The 24,573-nt window shown below is 63.5% G+C and carries 20 protein-coding genes; 4 read left to right on the plus strand and 16 right to left on the minus strand.

Annotation, left to right across the window (positions count from 1 at the left end; translation table 11 throughout):
- A complete protein-coding gene (locus IM733_RS24240) occupies positions 1–1,164 on the minus strand; it encodes a type III PLP-dependent enzyme (RefSeq protein ID WP_054901082.1) in 1,164 nt (387 codons plus the stop codon).
- A gap of 600 nt (positions 1,165–1,764) precedes the next feature.
- Here IM733_RS24240 and IM733_RS24245 point away from each other — a divergent pair.
- The 3 genes from IM733_RS24245 (at position 1,765) to IM733_RS24255 (ending at position 5,759) form a co-directional block, all read left to right on the plus strand.
- Positions 1,765–2,265, plus strand: coding sequence for an RNA polymerase sigma factor (locus IM733_RS24245; RefSeq protein WP_248918799.1), 501 nt, complete (start codon positions 1,765–1,767; stop codon positions 2,263–2,265).
- A gap of 17 nt (positions 2,266–2,282) precedes the next feature.
- Positions 2,283–3,233, plus strand: a complete 951-nt coding sequence (locus IM733_RS24250) for a FecR family protein (RefSeq protein ID WP_248918800.1) — start codon at positions 2,283–2,285, stop codon at positions 3,231–3,233.
- A gap of 108 nt (positions 3,234–3,341) precedes the next feature.
- Positions 3,342–5,759 carry a TonB-dependent siderophore receptor gene (locus IM733_RS24255; protein ID WP_248918801.1) on the plus strand — a complete coding sequence of 806 codons (2,418 nt, stop codon included), beginning with the start codon at positions 3,342–3,344 and terminating at the stop codon, positions 5,757–5,759.
- A gap of 71 nt (positions 5,760–5,830) precedes the next feature.
- Here IM733_RS24255 and IM733_RS24260 read toward each other — a convergent pair whose 3' ends face one another.
- The 4 genes from IM733_RS24260 to IM733_RS24275 are packed head-to-tail and all read right to left on the minus strand — an operon-like array spanning position 5,831 to position 9,273.
- Complete coding sequence (locus IM733_RS24260; protein WP_248918802.1) at positions 5,831–6,988, minus strand: osmoprotectant ABC transporter ATP-binding protein OsmV; 1,158 nt, start codon at positions 6,986–6,988, stop codon at positions 5,831–5,833.
- Positions 6,985–7,638, minus strand: a complete 654-nt coding sequence (locus IM733_RS24265; protein WP_248918803.1) for an ABC transporter permease — start codon at positions 7,636–7,638, stop codon at positions 6,985–6,987. Before IM733_RS24265 ends, IM733_RS24260 begins: the two co-directional genes overlap by 4 nt.
- On the minus strand, positions 7,635–8,546 hold the full coding sequence (locus tag IM733_RS24270; protein WP_248918804.1) for a glycine betaine ABC transporter substrate-binding protein: 912 nt from the start codon (positions 8,544–8,546) through the stop codon (positions 7,635–7,637). The genes IM733_RS24265 and IM733_RS24270 overlap by 4 nt, the downstream gene beginning before the upstream one ends.
- A 16-nt stretch (positions 8,547–8,562) precedes the next feature.
- Entirely contained in the window at positions 8,563–9,273 is a 711-nt protein-coding gene (locus IM733_RS24275) for an ABC transporter permease (protein WP_248918805.1), read from the minus strand.
- A 548-nt stretch (positions 9,274–9,821) separates the two neighbouring features.
- On the opposite strand from IM733_RS24275, the gene IM733_RS24280 reads away from it, so the two are divergent.
- A complete protein-coding gene (locus IM733_RS24280; protein ID WP_248918806.1) occupies positions 9,822–11,405 on the plus strand; it encodes a peptide chain release factor 3 in 1,584 nt (527 codons plus the stop codon).
- Positions 11,406–11,565: 160 nt separating this feature from the next.
- On the opposite strand, the gene IM733_RS24285 is transcribed toward IM733_RS24280, so the two are convergent.
- From IM733_RS24285 to IM733_RS24335, 11 genes are all read right to left on the minus strand, one after another.
- Complete coding sequence (locus tag IM733_RS24285; protein ID WP_248918807.1) at positions 11,566–12,645, minus strand: polyamine ABC transporter substrate-binding protein; 1,080 nt, start codon at positions 12,643–12,645, stop codon at positions 11,566–11,568.
- A gap of 52 nt (positions 12,646–12,697) precedes the next feature.
- Positions 12,698–13,039 carry a cupin domain-containing protein gene (locus IM733_RS24290; RefSeq protein ID WP_248918808.1) on the minus strand — a complete coding sequence of 114 codons (342 nt, stop codon included), beginning with the start codon at positions 13,037–13,039 and terminating at the stop codon, positions 12,698–12,700.
- 33 nt (positions 13,040–13,072) lie between these two features.
- Positions 13,073–14,479, minus strand: a complete 1,407-nt coding sequence (locus tag IM733_RS24295; RefSeq protein ID WP_248918809.1) for an NAD(P)/FAD-dependent oxidoreductase — start codon at positions 14,477–14,479, stop codon at positions 13,073–13,075.
- A gap of 65 nt (positions 14,480–14,544) precedes the next feature.
- Positions 14,545–15,354, minus strand: coding sequence for a helix-turn-helix domain-containing protein (locus IM733_RS24300; protein ID WP_248918810.1), 810 nt, complete (start codon positions 15,352–15,354; stop codon positions 14,545–14,547).
- 350 nt (positions 15,355–15,704) lie between these two features.
- Positions 15,705–16,673, minus strand: a complete 969-nt coding sequence (locus IM733_RS24305) for a peptide ABC transporter ATP-binding protein (protein WP_240065593.1) — start codon at positions 16,671–16,673, stop codon at positions 15,705–15,707.
- Entirely contained in the window at positions 16,673–17,641 is a 969-nt protein-coding gene (locus IM733_RS24310) for an ABC transporter ATP-binding protein (protein WP_248918811.1), read from the minus strand. The genes IM733_RS24305 and IM733_RS24310 overlap by 1 nt, the downstream gene beginning before the upstream one ends.
- Positions 17,642–17,651: 10 nt before the next feature.
- Entirely contained in the window at positions 17,652–18,578 is a 927-nt protein-coding gene (locus IM733_RS24315; protein ID WP_248918812.1) for an ABC transporter permease subunit, read from the minus strand.
- A 10-nt stretch (positions 18,579–18,588) separates the two neighbouring features.
- Complete coding sequence (locus IM733_RS24320; RefSeq protein ID WP_011532379.1) at positions 18,589–19,599, minus strand: ABC transporter permease subunit; 1,011 nt, start codon at positions 19,597–19,599, stop codon at positions 18,589–18,591.
- Between the two features lie 76 nt (positions 19,600–19,675).
- Positions 19,676–21,271 (minus strand): ABC transporter substrate-binding protein, encoded by a 1,596-nt coding sequence (locus IM733_RS24325; protein WP_248918813.1) that lies wholly within the window; start codon positions 21,269–21,271, stop codon positions 19,676–19,678.
- A 72-nt stretch (positions 21,272–21,343) separates the two neighbouring features.
- Positions 21,344–22,723 (minus strand): OprD family porin, encoded by a 1,380-nt coding sequence (locus IM733_RS24330; protein WP_248918814.1) that lies wholly within the window; start codon positions 22,721–22,723, stop codon positions 21,344–21,346.
- 163 nt (positions 22,724–22,886) lie between these two features.
- Positions 22,887–24,479 carry an ABC transporter substrate-binding protein gene (locus IM733_RS24335; protein ID WP_248918815.1) on the minus strand — a complete coding sequence of 531 codons (1,593 nt, stop codon included), beginning with the start codon at positions 24,477–24,479 and terminating at the stop codon, positions 22,887–22,889.
- Positions 24,480–24,573 lie beyond the last annotated feature (94 nt).

Here is a 24,573-nt window from a genome sequence, read left to right on the forward strand (position 1 = left end):
TCAGAGGTAGTAAGCCTTGAGCGGCGGGAAACCGTTGAACTCTACTGCGCTGTAGCTGGTGGTGTAGGCGCCGGTGGACAGCCAGTAAAGGCGGTCGCCGATCGCCAGGTTCAGTGGCAGGCCGTACTTGTAGTTCTCGTACATGATGTCGGCGCTGTCGCAGGTCGGGCCTGCAATTACCACTTCCTCGGCCTCGCCTTTCTTCTCGGTCCAGATCGGGAACTTGATGGCTTCATCCATGGTTTCGATCAGGCCGGAGAACTTGCCCACGTCGGTGTAGATCCAGCGCTCGACCGCGGTGCGCGACTTGCGCGCCACCAGCACCACTTCACTGACCAGAATGCCGGCGTTGGCGATCAGTGAGCGGCCCGGCTCGAGGATGATTTCCGGCAGGTCGTCACCAAAGTCCTCCTTGAGGAAGCGAATGATTTCCTCGGCGTAGGTTTCCAGGCTGTTGGTACGGGTGATGTAGTTGGCCGGGAAGCCGCCACCCATGTTGATCAGCTTCAGCTCGATGCCGTCTTCTTCCTTCAAGCGCTCGAAGATTACCTTGACCTTGGCGATGGCGGCGTCCCACACGCTGATGTCGCGCTGCTGCGAGCCCACGTGGAAGGAGATGCCATACGGCACCAGGCCCAGGTCGCGGGCGAGGATCAGCAGGTCCATGGCCATGTCGGTCTGGCAGCCGAACTTGCGCGACAGCGGCCAGTCGGCAGTGGTGGAGCCTTCGGTGAGGATACGCACATACACTTTCGAACCCGGCGCGGCCTTGGCGATGTTGCGCAGGTCGGCTTCGGAGTCGGTAGCGTACAGGCGCACGCCCTTCTCATAGAAGTAGCGGATGTCCTTGGACTTCTTGATGGTGTTGCCGTAGCTGATGCGATCGGCCGTGACGCCACGGCCCAACACCTTGTCCAGCTCGTAGATCGAGGCGATGTCGAAGCTCGAGCCTTTCTCCTTCAGCAGGTCGATGATCTCGACCGCCGGGTTGGCCTTTACCGCGTAGTACACCTTGGCGAACTCGAAGCCGGCACGCAGGTCGTCATAGGCCTGGCTGATCATCTGGGTGTCGATGAGTACGAACGGGGTTTCCTGCTTGTCGGCGAACGCCTTCATTTTCTGGAAGGTGTCGCGTGCGAAATAGTCTTCGACCTGGATCGACATGCTCAAGGGCTCCATGGGCAAACTGAAAAGATAAGTGGCAGCAAACTGAACGCCCTCCGTATCCCCACTTTGGTTCGCCTACTTCCCAAGGCATGTCGCCGAAAGCAAAAAGGTCAACCGTGCCTGTGAAGCGGGGCGGCGGGTGACCTTGCTGTCTCGTCGTCAGTACTTGAGCCGGATGGATCGTTTCCAGCATGGACGTTCGGCGCGCACTTTAGGGTGTGAAAACCGCAAGATCAACAGGCAAACCCGGTGGTTTCGCCGTGGATCGATGAGCTGTCACCTGAATAACCGACCGACATGACCGGCAGATGTTCCCCAGGTTGAGGCAAGCGTAAAAAATTGTGGAATGGACGGGTTTTGCCCTTTCGCGGGTAAGCCAAATCCCACGGGGAGCTGGGCATTTTCTGTAGGAGCGGGTTTACCTACGAAGGGGCCAGCAGTGTTCATATTTATGGCCACGGAGCGCGCGCCTCTCCCGAGCATGAAATCAGCAAAAAAAATTGTCATCGCACCTGCTGGCAGCCCTTGGTCGGGCCGACAATGCACCGATTGCTGTTGTTTATGAGAAACATTACTATTCGCGACCTTGCCTCTCTGATGAACACACCCGTGTCCGGACACAAAGGCTTCCTCGACCACTACCAAGAGCTGATCGGCACCTGGACGCGCAAGCTGCGCAGTCGTCAGCAGGCCGAGGACCTCACCCATGACGCCTTCGTGCGGGTTCTGGAGAACCCGAACGAGCAGGTCGAGCAACCGCGCGCTTATCTGCACCAGACCGCCCGCAACATTGCCGTCGATGGTTTCCGCCGCGAGGACCGTCGCCAGGCCCTTGAAACGGAGGCATTCGAGGAAGGGGCGGCGGGCCATGACGACCCGGAGGCCTATGTGCGTGCCCTGGAGCTGGCTGACTCTGTGGAGCGGGTGCTTTCAGAGCTGCCGCTCAACTGTCGCCGGGTCTTCATCTGGCAGAAACTCGAGGGCCTGACCCAGGCTGAAATTGCCGAGCGCATGGGCTTGAGCAAGAACATGGTCGAAAAGTATATGATCCGCACGCTCCGGTATCTGCGTGAGCACCTGGATGTGTCGGCCAGATGAGTCAGGAGAGCCCATTGATGGAACAGCACGTGCGCGAGCAGGCCGCCGAATGGTTTGTCCGGCTCCAGGACGCGCCGCGCGACGATGAGTTGCAGGCGGGTTTGGTCCAGTGGCTGGCACGCCACCCACGGCACCGCGAGGAGTACGAGCGGCTGGTGCAACTGTGGCGCGCAACCGACTTCATCCCACGTCAGCGCCTGGAGGCGCTTTGCGAGCCCAAGCCTGTACGCCAGTTGCCGCGCCGTCGTGTGCTGCGCCAGGCATTGGCTGCCAGCGTGGCGGTCGTGGCCCTCGGCCTGGGCTGGGTGGGTTGGCAGTACCAGCAACTGAACCATCAGGACACCTTGCAAACCGCTCTGGGTGAGCGCCACCAGGTCGATCTGCCCGACGGCTCACGGTTGGAGCTCAACAGCGCCACCCGGTTGCAGGTCGACTTTTCTCCTGGCCGCCGTCACGTGCGGTTGAGTCAGGGCGAGGCGATGTTCATCGTCGCCCATGACCGCGCCCGGCCATTCGTGGTGAGCACCACGCAGGGGGATGTCACCGTGACGGGTACTCGCTTCGATGTACGTCAGGACCGGGATAGCACCCGTGTCGTGGTCGAGCAGGGGTCGGTACAGGTCCGGGGCGCGGGGGATTCGCTGGCGCTGCTCGGTGCCGGCCAGGGTTCGCGCATCGACCCGCACGGCCAGGTCGCCGCGCCCTACGCCATCGATGCCAGTGCACTGACGGCCTGGCGCCAGGGCAAGCTGGTGTTCGACAACGCCCCGCTCAGCGAGGTGGTCGCCGAAGTCTCGCGTTATCGTGCCCAGCCCTTGCGTGTCGCGCCTGGCAAAGTGGCGAACCTGCGCCTGTCCAGCACCTTCAGCAGCGATGACCCCGATGCCCTGCTGCGCGCCTTGCCGAACATCCTGCCGGTGGCGATCAAGCAGCACGCGGATGGCTCCAGCGAAATTATTTCGAAATAGATTCAGGTTTTTTTCCGGTCGTTCGTCTTCCCCGCCAGCTGCAACTGCCAAGCATTTCCATTTGCATGCGGTTGGCGTTTATCCCGACTTTCAGGACCCATCGAAGACGTGAACAACAATAAGCCCCTTCTCCAGCTGCGCCGCCTGGCGCTGGCCCTGGCGGTCAGCGCCGCCGCAGGCAACAGCTATGCCGACACGATCCAGATCCAGGCCCAGCCTCTGGGCGCCGCCCTCAAGCAACTGGGTCAACAGACCCAGCTGCAGCTGTTCTTCAGCCCTGAACTGGTGGCCGGCAAGCAGGCCCCGGCCGTGTCGGGCAACCTGGCGCCGGAGCAGGCGCTGGAGCAGCTGTTGCAGGGCAGCGGGCTGACCTACGAGCAGTCCGCCGACACCGTGGTGGTCAAGCCGGCGCAGGCTGCCGGCACCCTCACCACCGGCAGCCTCGAGCTGGCGCCCACCGACGTCAAGGTGGTCGGTGACTGGCTGGGCGATGCCCAGCAGAGCGTGGTGCAGAACCACCCAGGCGCGCGCACCGTGGTACGCCGCGAGGCAATGGTCGAGAAGGGCACGATGAACGTGCGTGACGCCCTGCGTGGCATCCCCGGCGTGCAGGTGCAGGACTCCAACGGTACCGGCGGCAGCGACCTGTCGCTCAACGTCGGGGTACGCGGCCTGACCTCGCGCCTGTCGCCGCGCTCGACCGTGCTGATCGATGGCATCCCGGCAGCCTTCGCCCCTTACGGTCAGCCGCAGTTGTCGATGGCGCCGATCTCCTCGGGCAACCTCGACAGCATCGATGTGGTGCGCGGCGCTGGTTCCGTGCGCTACGGCCCGCAGAACGTCGGTGGGGTGATCAACTTCGTGACCCGGGCGATCCCCGAGAAAGCCTCGGCGGAGCTGTCCACCACCTTGGAAACCTCCCAGCACGGCGGCTGGAAGCACACCGAGTCGGCTTTCGCCGGTGGCACCGCCGACAACGGCATGGGCGTGGCTTTGCTGTACACCGGGGTGAATGGCAACGGCTACCGCGAAAGCAACAACGGCAACGATATCGATGACGTCATGCTCAAGACCCACTGGGCCCCCACCGACGTCGACGAGTTCTGGCTCAACTTCCACTACTACGACGGCCGCGCCGACATGCCCGGTGGCCTGACCCAGGCGCAGTACGACAGCAACCCGTACCAGTCGCTGCGCGACTACGACTACTTCGCCGGCCGGCGCAAGGACGTGTCGTTCAAGTGGCAGCGCCAGCTCGACGACGCCACCCAGTTCGAAGTGCTGACCTACTACACCGACAGTTTCCGCGGCAGCGCCATCGCCGCGCGCGACATGAAGACCCTGTCGTCGTACCCGCGCAACTACCACACCTTCGCCATCGAGCCGCGGGTGTCGCGGATCTTCTTCGCCGGGCCGACCACCCAGGAAGTCAGCGTCGGTTACCGCTACCTGAAAGAGGCCATGCGCGAGCAATCGACCCGCCTGGCGCTGATCGACAACGTGCCGACCGTCACCCCGACCTCCGATGGCCATGTGTTCCAGGACCGCAGTGGTGGCACCGAGGCCAGTGCCTACTACATCGACGACAAGATCGACATCGGCAACTGGACCATCACCCCAGGCATCCGTTTCGAGCACATCAACACCGACTGGCGTGACCGCCCGGTACTGGATGCCAACAACCGGCCGGTAGCGGAGAAGAACCGCAGCATCACCAGCAATGAGCCGCTGCCGGCGCTGAGCGTGATGTACCACCTCTCCGATGCCTGGAAAGTGTTCGCCAACTACGAGACTTCGTTTGGCAGCTTGCAGTACTTCCAGCTGGGCCAGGGCGGTACCGGCAACAACACGGCCAATGGCCTGGAACCGGAGAAGGCCAAGACCTACGAAGTGGGCACGCGCTATGACAACGGCGGCTTTGCCGGCGAGCTGACCGCGTTCTACATCGATTTCGACGACGAACTGCAGTACATCAGCAACGACATCGGCTGGACCAATCTGGGGGCCACCAAGCATCAAGGGATCGAGGCTTCGGTGCGCTATGACCTGGCGGGGCTCGATCCGCGCCTGGAAGGTGTGTCGGTCAATGGTGGCTACACCTACACCCGCGCCACCTATGAAGGCGAGATTCCCGGCTTCAAGGGCCGCGACCTGCCGTTCTACTCGCGCACGGTGGCCACGGCCGGGCTGCGCTACGAGGTCAACCACTGGACCTGGAACCTGGATGCCTACGCCCAATCCAAGCAACGTGCGCCGGGCACCGGGATGAATGCCGACGGCAGTTTCAACGGCAACTACATCACCGCGCCGAGTGCCGACGGGCAGTACGGCGACATTCCGGGTTACGTGACCTGGCATGCGCGCGGCGGCTATGCGTTCGGGCCGCAGCTGTCGAACCTGAAACTGGCGGCCGGGGTGAAGAACATCTTCGACAAGCAGTACTTCACCCGCTCCAGCGACAACAACGCTGGGCTCTATGTGGGTGAGCCGCGCACGTTCTATGTGCAGGCCAGCGTAGGGTTCTGATAGCGCGTCGCCTTTATCGCGGATGAATCCGCTCCTACCGGTAGGAGGGATTCATCCGCGATGAGGCCGGCTCAGGCGACCACGGCCTCGGCCGGCGACACGATCGAGGTCTTCGCCCCGCGCGAGCGCCCCGAGCTCAGGTATGCCGCAATCGACTCTTGCGTCACCTCGCCCAGGAACACCTGCTCGGCATCCAGCACCGGTAACCACGCCCGATTGAACTCGTACATCCGCGACAGCAGGATGCGCAGGTGTTCGTCGTGGGACGCCGTGGCATTGAACGCCCTCAGGAAGTCCGCGCATGTCCCTTGCTGGCGGTGCATGTCGCGCCTGCGCACATACCCCAGCGCCTTGTTCTGCCCGTCGGTGACCACCACATAACGCCGGTCATGCTCATCCAGCAGCTCCAGCGCATCGCCCACCGGTGTTTCCGGGCTCACCGATGGCGCGTTGTCCGCGGCATCCTCGGCACGCACCAGCAACAGGCGTTTCAACGTGCTGTCCTGGCCGACGAAGTTGCTGACGAAATCATCCACCGGATGGGCCAGCAGCGTGTCCGGATGGTCCAGCTGCAACAGCTTGCCGGCACGGAAGATGGCGATCTTGTCCCCCAGCTTGATCGCTTCGTCGATGTCATGGCTGACCATGATCACGGTCTTGTTCAGCGCCCGTTGCATCTCGAAGAACTCGTGCTGGATCAGCTCGCGGTTGATCGGGTCGACCGCGCCGAACGGCTCGTCCATCAGCAGCACCGGTGCCTCGGCGGCCAGGGCGCGGATCACGCCGATTCGCTGCTGCTGGCCACCGGACAGCTCACGGGGGTAGCGCTGCAGGTACTGCTTGGGCTCAAGCTTGATCATGTGCATCAGTTCGCGGGCGCGGTCGTGGCATTTCTGCTTGTCCCAGCCGAGCAAGCGCGGGACCACGGTGATGTTCTCCTCGATGGTCATGTTGGGGAACAGGCCGATCTGCTGGATCACGTAGCCGATCTGGCGGCGCAGGGTGACTTCGTCCAAGGCGCTGGTGTCCTCGCCATTGATGAGCACCTGGCCGGAGGTCGGGGTGATCAGGCGGTTGATCATCTTCAGCGTGGTGCTCTTGCCGCAGCCGGAGGGGCCGAGGAACACGCAGATCTCGCCTTCGTTGACGGTGAGGCTCACCGCGTCGACGGCTTTGACCTCCTTGCCGTTCGTGTGGAAGGTCTTGCTGAGGTTGTTCAGTTCGATCATGGGCGCAGTCCTTCTGGAGTCAGGGCACGTTGCAGGGTTTGCAGGAGCAGGTCGGCGATGATCGCCAGCAGGCTGACGAGCACGGCACCGACCAGCAGCATCGACATGTCGCTGCGGCTGATGGCGGTGAGGATGAGCACGCCCAGGCCACCGGCGCCGATGGTGGCGGCGATGGTCATCACGCCGATGTTCATCACCACGGCGGTGCGCACGCCGGCGAGGATCACCGGCACGGCGATGGGCAGCTCGACCATGCGCAGGCGCTGGCCGAAGGTCATGCCGATGCCACGGGCGGCTTCACGGATGCCGGGCTCGACGTTGGTCAGGGCCAGGTAGGTGTTGCGCAGGATCGGCAGCAGCGAGTAGAGGAATACAGCAGTGATTGCCGGCAGCGGGCCGAGGCCCTGGCCGAACTTCGAGTAAAACGGCAGCAGCAGGCCGAACAGCGCGATCGAGGGGATGGTCAGCAGCACCGTGGCACTGGCTTGCAGCGGGCCGGCGAACGTTGGGAAGCGAGTCATCAGGATGCCCAACGGCACGCCGACCATAATGGCCAGCCCCACGGCGATGCCAACCAGGGTGATGTGCTGCCCGGTCAGTTGCAGGACCTGGGCCCAGTCAAGGTGGGCAAAGGTATCGAGCAGGTTCATGGTTGTACCTCGCCGAGTGAGTGCTCGCGCAGGAATGCCGCGGCGACCACGTTCGGGCTCTGGTGCTCGACGTCGACCTTGGCGTTGAGCTGGCGCATGGTTGCGTCGTCGAGCTGTTCGGCCAGCGGCTGGAGCAGGGTGGCCAGTCGTGGGTGGGCGTCGAGCACTGCTTGGCGCAATACGGGTGCCGCGGTGTAGTCGGGGAAGTAGTGCTTGTCGTCTTCCAGCAGCTTGAGGTCGAAGGCGTCCAGGCGCCCGTCGGTGGTGTACACCAGGCCGGCGAACACCTGGTTGTTGCGCATCGCGGTGTACACCAGGCCGCCATCCATCTGGCGGATGTTGCGGCGGTCCAGAGGCAGGTCGTACACCTCGCGCAGGCCGACCAGGCCATCGGGGCGGTTGGCGAATTCGGTGTCCAGGGCTACCAGGTGGTTGCGGGTGCGCTCAGCGTGCAGTACCTGATTGAGATCGCTGATGGTGTTGACCCGTGGATAGGCTTCGGCCACCTGCTTGGGCAGGCCCAGGGCGTAGGTGTTGCTGAATTTTGACGGAGTCAGCCAAACCAGCCCCTTCTTCGCATCGAGTTCCTTCACTCGGGCGTAGGTGGCTGCGGCGTTGGGCATGCGTTCGTCGATATGGTTGTAGGACACCAGCGAGACGCCGGTGTATTCCCACATCAGGTCCAACTGCCCGGTTTCTTGGGCCTGGCGAGCGATGTTGCTGCCAAGGCCGGAGGTGACCCGCACGTCGAAGCCGTTGGCGCGCAGGTACTGGGCGGTGATTTCGGCGAGCACGGTCTGCTCGGTGAACACCCGGGCACCGATGCGGATCAGCGGTTTGTTTGCCGCCTGGGCAAAGCCTGCGCATAGCAGGGCCGCGCCCAGGAGCAAGGCGATTGTTTTTTTCATGGTTTCCCTCTTATTGTCAGGCCAGGCCACGTTCCAGCCAGCGCTTGCTGGAGAAACTCACCAGCGCGTCGAGCGCCAGGGCCAGCAGCGCCGTGCAGGCGGCGCCCAGCAACAGCTGCGGCTGGTTGTTCAGGGCGATGCCGGGGAAGATCAGGCTGCCCAGGCTGTTGGCGCCGATCAGGAACGCCAGCGGTGCGGTGCCCACGTTCAACGCCAGGGCCACCCGCACACCGCCGACGATGATCGGCACCGCGTTGGGCAGTTCTACCTGCCACAACTGCTGACGCGGGGTCATACCGATGCCGGTGGCGGCTTCCGTGAGCGAGGCAGGGACGTTTTTCAGGCCCTCGTAGGTGTTGCGCACGATGGGCAGGAGAGAGGCGAGGAACAGCGCGAAGATTGCGGGGCCCGCGCCGATGCCCAGGACACTCAGGGCGATGGCCAGGACGGCCAGGGGAGGAATGGTGTTGCCAACATTGAAAAACTGCATGAAACGTTCGGCTTTGTCGACCCTGTGCGGTCGACTCAAGGCAATGCCAGCGGGGATGCCCACGGCCAGCGCCGCCGCCATCGAAGCCAGCACCAAAACCAGGTGCGCTTGCAGGTAGAACCCAAGATCGTCGCGGTAGCGGGCGATCGTGTCGATGCCGATCCAGTGGACCAGCAGGGCCAGGATGACGAGCACGGCGGCCCATCCCAACAGCCCTTTTCCGTAGCGTGCAGCCACAGGCGGACTCCTTTTTTGTAGTCGGCGATCACACCCCCGTGCGGCCGGCCATTCCTGGCGGCGGGCAGTGTGGTCGCGAGTAGCAGCCCAATATGTGCATCAGGCCATGAGCCGAACCCCGTCGGGCTCGTGAAGCAGGTGAAACCAGCCCTGAACCGAGGCGGGTTGCAGGGGAGTGGACGTCTCCGTGGAGGGAAAGGTTCCCATCTGAGGCGGCATTTGGCCAGTGTTAATCACTGGAAAGCTGGAATTGCATCGAGAGAAAGCTGTGAGTTCATTTGCCATAGGCGTTGAAAACACTGCTTTGTGGCCTTTTGCCGTGACCCGGCGAATGCCTGATGAATTGTTGTGGCTTCACTGGCCCTTTCGCGGGTAAACCCTCTCCTACAGGTACTGCACAAGACTGCTGGGCTGTGGAAGTTCCTTTAGGAGCGGGTTTACCCGCGAAGAGGCCGGAACGAGCGCCTCTGGTTCAGCAGATTTTGGCCCGCGCCCCGACTTCAGGTATGATATCGCCCCTTTTTGAATCCCCAGTCAGGCGATTTCCCATGACCAACCAGGCCGCCGAAGTCGCGAAGCGCCGCACTTTCGCCATCATTTCCCACCCCGACGCCGGTAAGACCACCATCACCGAGAAGCTTTTGCTGATGGGCAAGGCGATCTCCGTCGCGGGCACCGTGAAGTCGCGCAAGTCCGACCGCCACGCCACCTCCGACTGGATGGAAATGGAGAAGCAGCGCGGCATCTCCATCACCACCTCGGTGATGCAGTTCCCCTACCGCGAGCACATGATCAACCTGCTCGACACCCCCGGCCACGAGGACTTCTCGGAAGACACCTACCGCACCCTCACCGCGGTGGACTCGGCGCTGATGGTGCTCGACGGTGGTAAGGGCGTCGAGCCGCGCACCATCGCCCTGATGGACGTCTGCCGCCTGCGCGACACCCCCATCGTCAGCTTCATCAACAAACTCGACCGTGACATCCGCGACCCGATCGAACTGCTCGACGAGATCGAGGCGGTGCTGAAGATCAAAGCCGCGCCGATCACCTGGCCGATCGGGTGCTACCGCGACTTCAAGGGCGTGTACCACCTCACCGGCGACTACATCATCGTCTACACCCCAGGCCACGGCCACGAGCGCACCGAGGCCAAGATCATCCAGAAACTGGACTCGGACGAAGCCCGCGCCCACCTGGGCGACCAGTACGACGCGTTCGTCGATCAGCTGGAGCTGGTGCAGGGCGCCTGCCACGAGTTCAACCAGGACGAGTTCATCAACGGCCAGCTGACCCCGGTGTTCTTCGGGACCGCACTGGGCAACTTCGGTGTCGACCACGTGCTCGACGCGGTCGTCGACTGGGCGCCACGCCCGCTGGGCCGTGTCGCCCACGAGCGTACCGTCGAGCCTGTGGAAGAAAAATTCACCGGCTTCGTGTTCAAGATCCAGGCGAACATGGACCCGAAACACCGCGACCGCATTGCCTTCATGCGCATCTGCTCGGGCAAGTACGAGAAAGGCATGAAGATGCGTCACGTGCGGCTGAACAAAGACTTGCGCATCGGTGACGCGCTGACCTTCTTCTCGTCCGAGCGTGAGCAACTGGAAGAGGCCTTTGCCGGCGATATCATCGGCCTGCACAACCACGGCACCATCCAGATCGGCGACACCTTCACCGAAGGCGAGGCGCTGGGCTTCACCGGTATCCCGCACTTCGCCCCGGAGCTGTTCCGCCGTGTGCGCCTGAAGGACCCGCTGAAATCCAAGCAACTGCGCCAGGGCCTGCAGCAGCTGGCCGAAGAGGGCGCCACGCAGGTGTTCTTCCCCGAGCGCAGCAACGACATCATCCTCGGTGCGGTCGGTGTGCTGCAGTTCGACGTGGTCGCCAGCCGCCTGAAGGAAGAGTACAAGGTCGAGTGCGCCTACGAGCCGATCACCGTCTGGTCGGCGCGCTGGATCAGTTGCGATGACAAGAAGAAGCTGGAGGAATTCCAGAACAAGGCCATGGAGAACCTGGCCATCGACGGTGGCGGCCACCTCACCTACCTGGCACCGACCCGGGTCAACCTGTCGCTGATGGAAGAGCGCTGGCCGGACATCAAGTTCCGCGCGACCCGCGAGCATCACTGATCGTTACAGGTCTTCACCTGGCCCTGCAGGAGCGGCCTTGAGCCGCGAAAGGGCCGCAAAGCGGCCCCGGCGATCTTTGTTGAACACTGAATCCCGGGGCCGCTACGCAGCCCCTTCGCGGCACAAGGCCGCTCCTACAGGGTAAGCGTAAATCCCGCCGTTAATTTCCCGCTTTTATGCTGGTCCAGATCCGCGTCCTGATGCGGTCGATCTTCGCCGGCATTGCCTCCAGCGCATACAACTTGCCCATCACATCCTCGCTCGGATAGATCATCGTGTTGCCCTTCATCGCCGGGTCCACCAGCGCATCAGCCTGCTGGTTGCCATTGGCGTACTGCACGAAGTTGCTGATGTTCGCCATCACTTCAGGCTGCAGCAGGTAGTTCATGTAGGCATAACCCGCCTTCTCGTTGGGCGCATCGGCTGGCATGGCCACCATGTCAAACCACATCGGCGCGCCTTCCTTCGGGATCGAATAACCCACCTTCACCCCATTTTTCGCCTCTTCGGCGCGGTTCTTCGCCTGCAGTACGTCGCCCGAGAAGCCCACCACCACGCACACATCGCCATTGGCCAGGTCGCCGGTGTACTTCGACGAATGGAAGTAGCTGATGTATGGGCGCACCTTCATCAGCAGGTCCTTGGCCTTGTCGTAGTCGGCCGGGTTCTGGCTGTGATGCGGCAAACCTAGATAGTGCAGGGCGATGGGCAACAGTTCGGGGCCGTTGTCCAGCACTGCCACACCGCAACTCTTGAGTTTGGAGAGGTATTCGGGCTTGAAGAACAAGTCCCAAGAGTCGATGGGCGCATTGTCGCCAAGCACCGCCTTGACCTTGTCGATGTTGTAGCCGATGCCGGTGCTGCCCCAGAGGTAGGGGAAACCGTACTGGTTGCCCGGGTCGTTCACCTCCAGCGCCTTGAGCAGCACCGGGTTGAGGTGCTTCCAGTTCGGTAGCTGCGACTTGTCCAGTTGCTTCAGGGCCTTGCCCTGGATCTGCCGGGCCATGAAGTGGTTGGAGGGGAACACCACGTCGTAGCCGGAATTGCCGGTCATCAACTTGCCGTCGAGGGTCTCGTTGCTGTCGAACACGTCGTAGGTTGGCACGATACCGCTGGCCTGCTGGAAGTTCTTCAGGGTGTCCGGGGCGATGTAGCTCGACCAGTTGTAGATCTTCACCGAGTCGGCGGCGCTGGCAACGCTTGCGGCCAGCATCAGGGGAGCGAGAAGGAGCGTGCGCATGTCGGGGTTACCTTGCTTTGTCTGTTGTTATCGAAGGCAGGCGATCAGCGGATCAGAAAATCAGCACATAGGTCTTGCGCACGGTCTCCTGGATGTCCCAGGTGCCGAGGCTGTTGGCCGGTAGCATCAGGGCGTCTCCGGCTTCTATGACAAACGGCTCGCCACCGTCGGGGGTGAAGGTGCAGCGGCCCTTGATGAAATGGCAGAACTCCTGCTGCACGATCTGCCGTCGCCAGCGGCCCGGGCTGCACTCCCAGATACCGGTCTCGACGCCGTCGCTGCGTTCGACGCAGGTGAGCGAGGTGACCGCGACCGGCTCGCCGAGGGGCACGGCGACCGGGGTGGAGCTGTCCAGGATGGCGCTGGCGGTGTGCTTGAAGTGGGTGATGCGCATGACCGGTGGATCCTCTGTGGTGATAAAGGGAAGTCAGTGCATGAAGCCTTCCATGAAGTCGGCCAATCCACAGGCCAAGCGTCGCCGCCAGGGGGCGCTGGCCGGGTTGGCGAGGGTCTGGTCCTCGTGGACGAAGCTCTGGATGATCGCGTTGTAGCCCAGCCAGCGGCAGGGTTCGGGTGGCCAGCTGGCCAGGTTCGATAACGGGCGGTTGTCATGCACCCAGGGCTGGGCGGTGAGCGCGTTGTGTTGACCGAGAATCAGTGCTGCCAATGTGCGGCCACCCAGGTTGGTGGCGCCGACGCCTTCGCCACCGTAGCCACCGGACAGGGCGATGCCGCGCTGGCGGTCGCACAGCATGTGCGGGCGGAAGCGTCGGGCCATGCCCAGGTTGCCGCCCCAGGAATGGGTGATGCGAACGTGCTTTAGCTGCGGGAACAGCTCGCCGAACAGGTAGCGGCGCAGTTCGACCTCGTTTTCGGTCAGGGTGAAGTCCTCGCGCAAGCGTCCGCCGAAGCGGTAGCCGCCGCGGGCGCCGAACACCAGGCGGTTGTCGGCGCTGCGCTGGCCATAGGTGACCTGGCGGCTGCTTTCACTGAAGGCCTGGCCCTGACCCAGGCCGATCTGTTCCCAGGTCGATTCCGGCAGTGGTTCGGTAGCCACCAACAGGCTCTGCACGGGCAGTTGGTGACGCCCGAGCGGCGGCAGGCTGGCGGCATAGCCTTCGACGGCGGGCACCACCCAATGGCTGCGAATGCGTGCCAGTGGGGTACGCACTTCGCCGGTCTGCCAATCGATGGCCGGGGTGTTCTCGTAGATCGGCACGCCCATGGCCTCGACCGTCCGCGCCAGGCCGCGCACCAGTTTGGCCGGCTGGATCGTGGCGACATGGGGGCTGTAAATGGCGCCGTAGGGGTTGCTGACTTTCAATTGGGCGTCCAGTTGTTCGGGACGTAGCCAACGGTAGTCGTCTTCGTTCATTCCCTGGCGGTAGAGGTCGTCGAGCCAGCCGCGCAGGCTGCGCTCCTGTTCCGGATAGCGGGCGGCGCAGTAGAGCACGCCGCCCTTGCGGTAGTCGCAGTCGATGCCTTCGTGCTGGAGCACGTCGTGGACTTCGTCGGGGATGCCATGCAGCAGGTCGATGCTTTCACGGCGTTGTTGTGGCGAGAGGGTGGCGAGCAGGCGGTCCTCGCCCAGCAGGTTGCCCATCAGCCAGCCGCCGTTGCGCCCGGACGCGCCGAAACCGGCGATGTTGGCTTCGATCAGCGCAATATTGAGCTGGGGCGCCTGGCGCTTGAGGTAGTAGGCGGTCCACAGGCCGGTATAGCCGGCACCGATGATGCACACATCGAGGTCAAGATCCTGGCGCAGGGCCGGGCGCGCGCACAGCGGTTCGTCGAGCTGGTCCATCCACAGGCTGATCGTGCGCAGGGGTTGCATCGGGGCGGGCTCCACATCCGGTAAAGGTCTGTGGGCGATCCTAGTGAAGCGCGGGGAAGGCTGTCTTACGTGCGTGCACGCAGGGAAATTTGCTTGAGGTAGGCCTTTGGGGACAACCCGGTGTGTTCGCGGAAGCACTTGTAGAAGGCCGACAGTGAGTTGAAGCCGGCATTGAACGCCAGCTCGTCGATGGGCGTGCGCACGCTGCCGTCGCCCAGGCTGGCCATCAGGTGTTGCAGGCGTGCCTGGTTGACGTAGCGGTAGAAGCTTTGTCCCAGCACCTGGTTGAGCAGGTAGGAGATCTGGTTGCGGCTGTAGCCGCTCTCGTCGGCGACCTGCTGCAGGTCCAGCTCCGGGTCGAGGTAGGGGCGCTGGCCCTGGAAGTAGTGCTCCAGGTCCTGGGCCATGGTGGACAGTTGGCGCGGTGACAGGCCCAGCCTGCTGGTGGCGGGGCGTGGCCTACCCGGATGGCTGGCGCAGCTACCCTGGCGCACCAGCGTAGCGTACTCGTTGACCTGCCAGATCAGCCCGTCCTTGACCGTGATCGCTTCGCTGGACTGGAACGCTGCCAGGCCGTCGCCACCTTGAACCGTGACCTGGTACTGGATGAACGCGGTGCAGCCGTCGACGCGGATGCGGTCGCTGTGGACGATGTCCTCGCCAGCTTCATGGGGCAGGCAGGCGCGCACGTAGTCGCGCATGTCGTCGTAGCCGAGCACGCGGTTCTGGAAGAAGTCGTGGTACTGGATGTCCGGGTGGTAGAGCGCCATCACCCCGTCGAGGTCGCGATGCTTCCAGCACAGGTGGTAGCGCATGACGGTGTCGGCGGTGAGCGGGGTTTGCCCGGGGCCGTCGGGGAGGGGAGTGGCGGTCATGGGCTCGATAGTGCATTGCAGAAAACCCAGGCGCAAGGCCATGGATCCGGCATTTTGCACGGTTTTCCCGAGCGGTTACCGGCTAAGGGCTTGATTCGTATGCATGTATTTTTTTGATACAGCTGGCACGGGGGCTGCACTTCCATTGTTCAACGCCGAACGAGGAGAACGGTTATGCGCTCGATACTGCTGTGGATGATTGGAGTGCCGATTCCGGTGATCATCCTGATCTGGTTCTTCATGCACTGACACGTTGGGCTGCCATGCAGCCCTTCGCCGGCAAGCCGGCTCCTGCAGGGTCAGGTGATACCTGTAGGAGCCGGCTTGCCGGCGAAGAAGGTCACACGCGTCTAGAGAAACTGCTCAGCATAGTGACACGCCACCTGCCGCGTACTCACCTGGCGTAACGCCGGTACTTCCTTGGCGCATCGTTCGGTCGCATGCGGGCAACGCTTGTGGAAGGCACAACCGTCCGGTGGGTTCAGCGGGTTGGGCAGCTCACCGGCAATGCGGATCTTCGGCTTCAGCGGGTCCGGGTGGATCGCCGGGGTCGCCGACAGCAGCGCTTGCGTGTACGGATGCAGCGGCTTTTCGTAGATATCTTCTTTCGGCCCCATCTCGGCCGGCCGCCCCAGGTACATCACCAGCACCTGGTCCGCCACATGGCGCACCACCGCCAGGTTGTGGGAGATGAACACGTAGGCGGTGTTGAACTCCTTCTGCAGGTCCATGAACAGGTTCAGCACCTGGGCCTGGATCGACACATCGAGAGCGGAAGTCGGTTCGTCCGCCACCAGCACTTTCGGTTGCAACATCATCGCCCGGGCCAGGGCGATACGCTGGCGCTGGCCACCCGAGAACATGTGCGGGTAGCGCTGATAGTGCTCGGGGCGCAGGCCCACCTGCTCCATCATCTTCTGCACTTTCTCGCGGCGCTCGGCCTTGCTCAGCGAGGTGTTGATCAGCAGCGGTTCGGCGAGCTGGTCGCCAATCTTCTGCCGCGGGTTGAGCGAGGCGTAGGGGCTCTGGAACACCATCTGCACGTCGCGGCGCAATTGCTTGCGCTGGTCCTTGCTGGCGCCTTTGACCTCATGCCCGGCGATCTGCAGCGAGCCGGAGGAGGGTTCCTCGATCAGGGTCAACGCACGGGCCAGGGTGGACTTGCCACAGCCGGACTCGCCAACCACGGCCAGGGTCTTGCCGGCCTCCAGCTCGAACGATACGCCATTGAGCGCGCGTACCAGCGCATGGCCCTTGAACAGGCCGCGGGAGACTTCGTAGTGGCGGGTCAGCTCACGGGCGGATAGAACGACGGTCATCACGCCACCTCCTGGTTCAGCGGATAGAAGCAACGCACCAGGCTGTGGGCCTGGGGATCGAGGGCCGGGCGCTGGCGGCGGCAGTTTTCCTGTACATACGGGCAGCGCGGCGACAGCAGGCAGCCTTGCGGGCGGTCATAGCGGCCGGGAACGATACCGGGCAGGGTCGCCAGGCGCTCGGCGCCGATGCTGTGCTCGGGGATGGCCGCCAGCAGCGCTTCGCTGTACGGGTGGGCGGGGATGTCGAACAGTTCCGGCACCTGGCCCACTTCGACAGCCTGGCCCGCGTACATCACGCACACGCGCTTGGCGGTTTCCGCGACCACGGCCAGGTCGTGGGTGATGAGAATCAGCGCCATGTTGCGCTCTTTCTGCAGGTTGACCAGCAGCTCCATGATCTGCGCCTGGATAGTCACATCCAGGGCGGTGGTCGGTTCGTCGGCGATCAGCAGTTTCGGCTCGCCGGCGATGGCCATGGCGATCGCCACCCGTTGGCTCATGCCGCCGGACAGCTGGTGAGGGTAGGCGTCCAGGCGGCTTTCGGCGGCCGGAATCTCGACTTTCTTCAGCAGCTCCAAGGCCCGTTGGCGCGCGGCCTTGCCCTTGAGGCCCAGGTGCTGGCGCAGCACTTCTTCGATCTGGTAGCCCACGGTGTAGCTGGGGTTGAGCGCGGTCATCGGGTCCTGGAAGACCATGGCGATGTCCTTGCCCACCACCTTGCGCCGTTGGCGGCCGCTGAGCTTGAGCATGTCGATACCGTCGAAGTTGAGCACGTCGGCGGTAATGCGCCCGGGCGCGTCGATCAGGCCCATCAGGGCCATCATGGTGACCGACTTGCCGGAGCCGGACTCGCCGACGATGGCGAGGATCTCGCCAGCGTCCACGGCCAGGTCGAGGCCGTCCACGACAGGGATGGCGTTGGTGTCGCCGAAGCGCACGTTCAGGTTGTTGATCTGCAACAGTGACATGGCGTTCTCCTCAGGCGGCGTTCTTGAGTTTCGGGTCCAGCGCGTCGCGCAGGCCGTCGCCCATCAGGTTGATTGCCAGCACACTGAGCAAAATGGTCAGGCCGGGCAGGCTCACCACCCACCAGGCGCGCTCGATGTAGTCGCGGGCCGAGGCCAGCATGGTGCCCCACTCGGGGGTTGGCGGCTGCACGCCCAGCCCCAGGAAGCCCAGGGCGGCGGCGTCGAGAATGGCCGAGGAGAAGCTCAGCGTGGCCTGCACGATCAGCGGCGCCATGCAGTTGGGCAGCACGGTGACGAACATCAGGCGCGGCAGGCCGGCACCGGCCAGGCGCGCGGCGGTGACATAGTCGCGGTTCAGCTCGCCCATCACGGCGGCGCGGGTCAGGCGCACATACGACGGCAGCGAGACGATGGCGATGGCGATCACGGTGTTGATCAGGCCAGGGCCGAGGATGGCGACGATGGCCACGGCCAGCAGCAGCGAGGGCAGGGCCAGCATCACGTCCATCAGGCGCATGATCGAAGGGCCGAGCAGGCGCGGGAAGAAGCCGGCGAACAGGCCGAGCAGGATCCCCGGGATCAGCGACATCACCACCGACGACAGGCCGATCAGCAGCGACAGGCGCGCGCCCTGGATCAGCCGCGAGAGCAGGTCGCGGCCCAGTTCGTCGGTACCCAGGATGAACTGCCAGGTGCCGCCTTCCAGCCACACCGGCGGGGTGAGCAGGAAGTCGCGGTATTGCTCGCTGGGGTTGTGCGGCGCCACCCAGGGGGCGAACAGGGCGCAGAACACCACCAGGGTCATGAAGGCCAGGCCGGCCACCGCGCCTTTGTTGCGCGAGAAGGCCTGCCAGAACTCCTTGTACGGCGAGGGGTAGAGCAAGCTCTGGTCGACCGCGCTGGACGGGGTCACGGATTTCGGAATCGGGCTAGTCATGGCGGGAGCCTCAGCGCTGATGACGGATGCGTGGGTTGACCAGGCCGTAGAGGATATCCACGACGAAGTTGACCAGGATCACCAGGCAGGCGATCAACAGGATGCCGTTCTGGACCACGGGGTAGTCGCGGGCGCCGATGGCTTCGATCAGCCATTTGCCGATGCCCGGCCAGGAGAAGATGGTTTCGGTGAGCACGGCGCCGGCCAGCAGTGTGCCGACCTGCAGGCCGAACACGGTCAGTACCGGGATCAGCGCGTTGCGCAGGCCGTGGATGAACACCACGCGCGAGGGCGACAGGCCTTTGGCGCGAGCGGTGCGGATGTAGTCTTCGCGCAGCACTTCGAGCATCGACGAGCGGGTCATGCGGGCGATCACCGCCAGCGGGATGGTGCCCAGCACGATGGCCGGCAGGATCAGGTGCATGACCGCGTCCTTGAACGCGCCCTCTTCGTCACTGAGCAGGGTGTCGATGAGCATGAAACCGGTTTTCGGTTCGATGTCGTAGAGCAGGTCGATGCGCCCGGACACCGGCGTCCAGCCGAGGCTCACGGAGAAGAACATGATCAGGATCAGGCCCCACCAGAAGATCGGCATCGAATAGCCGGCCAGCGAGATGCCCATCACCCCATGGTCGAACAGCGAGCCACGCTTGAGCGCGGCGATCACCCCGGCCAGCAGACCGATGACGCCGGCGAACAGCAGGGCGGCCATGGCCAGCTCAAGCGTTGCCGGGAACAGGGTGAGGAATTCGTTCCATACGCTCTCACGGGTGCGCAGGGATTCGCCCAGGTCGCCCTGGGCGAGCTTGCCGACATAGTCCAGGTACTGGGCCGGCAGCGGCTTGTTCAGGCCCAGGCGCTCCATGGCCTGGGCATGCATTTCGGGGTCGACCCGGCGTTCGCCCATCATCACTTCGACGGGGTCGCCGGGGATCAGGCGTATGAGCGCGAAGGTCAGCAGGGTGATACCGAAGAAGGTCGGGATCAGCAGACCCAGGCGTCGGGCAATAAAACTCAACATTGTCGGGGGTACCTCATCAGCCGGAACGGCGGTGCCGCCGGGGCCCCTTGCAGAGGGTCCGGCGGCCGTTGTTGTTCTACTTCACCTTGGTGGTGGCGAAGTTGTTGTTGGTCAGTGGGTTGATCACATAGCCTTCGACGTTCTCGCGCATGGCGGTGAACATTTTCGGGTGGGCCATGCTGATCCAGGGCTGGTCTTCATCGTACACCGCCAACGCCTCGTTATAGAGCTTGGCGCGCTCGTCGTTGTCGATCACTTCGCGGGCCCGGGTGATCAGGCCCTGGAATTTCTGGTTGCACCAGCGGGCGTAGTTCTCGCCGCTCTTGACGGCGTCGCAGCTGAGCATGGGGGTGAGGAAGTTGTCCGGGTCGCCGTTGTCGCCGGCCCAGCCTGCCGATACCAGGTCGGCTTCGCCTTTCTTGGCGCGGCGCAGCATTTCGGCCCATTCCATCACGCGGATATCGAGCTTGATGCCGATCTTGGCCAGGTCGGACTGGAGCATTTCGGCGGACAGACGCGGGTTGGGGTTGGTCGGGCCACCGCCGTTGCGGGTGAACAGGGTGATCACCGTGCCTTCCGGTACGCCGGCTTCCTTGAGCAGGGCGCGGGCCTTGTCCAGGTCGTGGGGCGGGTTCTTGTTGTCGGTGTTATAGCCGATCATGGTCGGTGGGTACGGGTTCACGCCTGGCAACGCATTGCCCTTGCCGAACAGCTGGTCGACGTGGGTCTGGCGGTCGAAGGCCATGTTGATCGCCTTGCGCACACGCACATCGCTCAGGTACTTGTGCTGGGTGTTCATCGAGATGTAGCCGGTGACCAGCGCCTCGATTTCCGCCACCTTGAGTTTCGGGTCGGTTTTGATGCCTGGTACGTCGTCAGGCTTGGGGTACAGGGCGACCTGGCATTCGTTGGCGCGCAGTTTCTGCAGACGCACGTTGCTGTCGGTGGCGATGGCGAAGATCAGCGCGTCGGCCGGTGGCTTGCCGCGGAAGTAATCCGGGTTGGCCTTGTAGCGAACCTGGGCATCCTTGTTGTAGCGCTGGAAGATGAACGGGCCGGTGCCGATTGGTTTGCTGTTGAGGTCGGCGGTCTTGCCGGCCTTGAGCAGCTGGTCGCCGTACTCGGCGGAGTAGATCGAGGTGAAGGCCATGGCCATGTCGCGCAGGAACGGCGCCTCGGGGCGGGTGAGGGTGATCACCACGGTGTGGTCGTCGGTCTTCTCGACCGACTTGAGCAGGTCCTTGAAGGCCATGCTTTCGAAATAGGGGAAACCGATGCTGGTCTTGTCATGCCAGGGGTGGTCGGGCCGCAGCTGGCGGTTCAGGCTCCACAGCACGTCGTCGGCGTTGAAGTCGCGGGTCGGGGTGAAGTAGTCGGTGGTGTGGAACTTGACACCTTCACGCAGATGGAAGGTGTAGACCAGCCCGTCGGGGCTGACGTCCCAGCTCTTGGCCAGGGCCGGCTGGATCTCGGTGGTGCCGGGCTTGAAGTCGACCAGGCGATTGAAGATGGCCTCGGCCGTGGCATCGGCGGTGACGGCGGTGGTGTACTGGACGATATCGAAGCCCTCGGGGCTCGCCTCGGTGCACACCACCAGCGGCTTGGCCGCCAGGTTTGACGCCGCGCCCAGGATGACCGCTGCCAGGGCAGCGCGTAGCGGTAGCGATTTCATGGAACCTCCCTGCAGTCATTGTTCCAGCGTAGCCGCCACGGCCCGTTGTTTATCGGGCCGTGGCGGCAACGGTCAGAGGATGTTGAACGGAATGGTGGTGACCAGGCGGAACTCGTCCAGGCTGCCATCGCCCTGGGCCTTGCTGGCGCGGTGGGCGGTGTAGGTGGCGCGAATGGCGGTGTCCTTCAGCGGGCCGCTCTGTATCGCGTAGCTGGTACCGAAGCCCCACTCGTAGTGGGTTTCACCGTCCAGGCCTTTGACGTCGTACATCGTGCCCTTGTAGTGGGTGCCATCGATGCCCCAGCCGCGAGCGTTGTACAGGTTGAACTTGAGGCCCGGCACACCGTACGGCGCCATGTTCAGCACGTAGCTGATCTGCAGGGATTTCTCGTTCGGGCCGTTGAAGTCCGACAGCAGGGAGTTGGCCAGGTAGATGCCGTTGGTTTCGTGCAGGTAGTCGAAGTACTCGTTGCCGTTGACCTGCTGCCAGGAGGCGCTGAGCGTGTGGGCCTGGTGGGTCAGGCCGAACGATAGGCTGTAGGTGTCGTTGTCGATCTCGCCCATCTTCTTGCTGCCTTCGTCCACGGTCTTGTAGTAGTTCAGACCGGTGGTCAGGCTCAGCACCGCGCTGTCACCCAGCACATGGTTGGCGCCGACGTAGTACTGGTTCCAGAAGTCTTCGACCTGGGTGGCGTAGAAGCTGGTGGTCAGGCTCTTGAGTGGCTGGTAGTTGACGCCGACGGTGCTGGCGCGGTCGGTTTCCACGCGCTTGGCCGTGTATTCGCTACGGAACTTGCTCAGGCTCTGTTCGGTACGCGGCGAGACGCGGTCGAACGTGCCCAGGTCGAACGACAGGTTGTCGAACTCGGCGCTGTGCAGGAAAGCACCCTGGAAGCTCGAGGGCAGGGCACGGTTGCCGATGTAGGCGATCATGGGCGTGTCGACCGACTGGCGACCGACGGTCAGCGTGGTGTTGGAGACGCGCGCCTTGACGTTGCCCAGGCCCATCTTGCTCCACTGGCCGATGACATCGCCGTCGCTGTGGGTGAGCGTGCGGTTGTTGGGGCCGGCCACGGCGGCGCGGCCGCGCTCGAGGGCGATGGCGTTGTAGGCCGCGGCCTCGACAGCGAAGCCCACGGTGCCTTCGGTGAAGCCCGAGCTGTAGTTGAGGATGGTGCCCTGCACCCAGTTGTTACGGCTGTGGGTGTCGTGCTGGGTGCCGTCGCCCTTGTAGTACTTCCACAGCGGCGCGCGGGTGGCGCGTTCGTGGGCATACCAGTTGCGGGTGCTGCCGGACAGGCTCTGGCCGTCGATGAAGCCTTTGCTCTCGGCTTGCTCGCTGCTCGACTTGAGCGTGACCGGAACGAAGTCCTGGCTGGCGGGTTCGGCCAGTGCCAGGGCGCTGAAGGCGCCGACGGACAAGGCTAATGCGGTGAGTGTGAAACGTCTCAAGATTAAAGCTCCCTTTATATTTTTTTTAGTTATCACCCGGCCTTGTGGGCCGGGCCTGCTGCGGTAACGCGGTACTGCAAGTGTTTGCCTTGGGGTCACCAGGCAAATCCGGGCTGCACGCGGGCGCGGGAGTGGGTCTCACGCCCGGCTGGGCGGTGCAGGGTCAATCGATGCTGACGCCGGAAAATACGTTGCGTCCGAAGGGGCTGACCTTGAAGTCTTTCACGCTGATGCTGAGCGGCTGGTTGACCGTGGAGTGGGCCACTGGAGTGATCGGCACCTGTTGCTTGAGGCGTTGCTGAGCCTTCTGGTAGAGGGCGGTGCGCTGCTCGCGGTCGGTGACCTGCTTGGCCTTGTTGACCAGCGTGTCGTACTGCACGTCGCACCACAGCGAGTAGTTGTTGCTGCCGATGGCGCCGCAGCTGTACAGGGTGCCCAGCCAGTTGTCCGGGTCACCGTTGTCGCCGGTCCAGCCGATCAGGGCGATGTCGTGCTCGCCGTTCTTCATGCGCTTGAGGTACTCGCCCCACTCGTAGCTGACGATACGTACCTTGAAGCCGAGCTTGCTCCAGTCCGATTGCAGCATTTCGGCCATGAGCTTGGCGTTGGGGTTGTAGGGGCGTTGCACCGGCATGGCCCACAGGGTGATTTCGGTGCCGTCCTTGACCCCGGCCTGCTTGAGCAGTTGCTTGGCCTTTTCTGGGTCGTACTGGGCGTCCTTGAGCGAGGTGTCGTAGGACCACTGGGTGGGCGGCATGGCATTGACCGCGGGCTGGCCGGCGTCCTGGTAGACCGCCTGGATGATCGCTTGCTTGTTCACCGCCATGTCCATGGCCTGGCGCACTTCGACGCGGTCGAACGGTGGGTGCTTTGTGTTGTAGGCGATGTAGCCGAGGTTGAAGCCGGGTTGCGTCATCACCTGCAGCTTGTCGTCCTGCTTGAGCGCGGGCAGGTCGGCCGGGCGTGGGTGCAGGGTGATCTGGCATTCGTTGCGGCGCAGCTTCTGGATGCGCACCGACGGGTCGACGTTGATGGAGAACACCAGGTTGTCGATCTTCACCAAGTCCGGGGCCCAGTAGTCCTTGTTGCCCTTGTAACGGATCTGCGAATCCTTCTGGTAGCGCTGGAAGACGAAGGGGCCAGTACCGATCGGTTTCTGGTTGATATCGCTGGCCTTGCCGCTGGCCAACAGGTGCTCGGCGTACTCGGCGGAGAGGATCGAGGCAAAGGCCATGGCGATGTTCTGCAAGAACGCGGCATCGACTGTGTTCAGGGTGAAGACCACGGTCAGCGGGGCGGTCTTCTCGACCTTGGCGATGTTCTTGTCCAGCCCCATGCTGATGAAGTAGGGGAACTCGGTGGGGTAGGCCTTGCGGAAGGGGTGGCCCTTATCGAGCATGCGGTTGAAGGTGAACAGCACGTCGTCGGCGTTGAAGTCGCGGGTGGGCTTGAAGTTCTTGTTGGCGTGGAACTTCACGCCGGACCGCAGGTGGAAGGTGTACTTCAAGCCATCGTCCGAGACTTGCCAGTCGGTGGCCAGGCCCGGCTGCACCGCGGTGCCGCCACGTTCGAACTCGACGAGGCGGTTGTAGATCGGTTCGGCGGCGTCGTTGTCGGTGGCCGCGGTGTATTGGGCGGTGTCGAAACCGGCCGGGCTGCCCTCGGAGCAGAACACCAGGTTGTTGGCCGCGACGAGCGGCGCCTGGCTCAGCAGGCCGAGGGCGAGCAGGGTGGAACTCAGTGTCGTGAGGCGCATGGCAGATCCTTTGTCCGTGTATTTCGGCCGCGACAGGCAAAACGCGGCTGCAACGTCCCGGCCCTGACGATAGAAGCGCCAGAATGCGGGAAGC

The sequence above is a fragment of the Pseudomonas entomophila genome (assembly GCF_023277925.1).
GTDB lineage: Bacteria > Pseudomonadota > Gammaproteobacteria > Pseudomonadales > Pseudomonadaceae > Aquipseudomonas > Aquipseudomonas entomophila_D.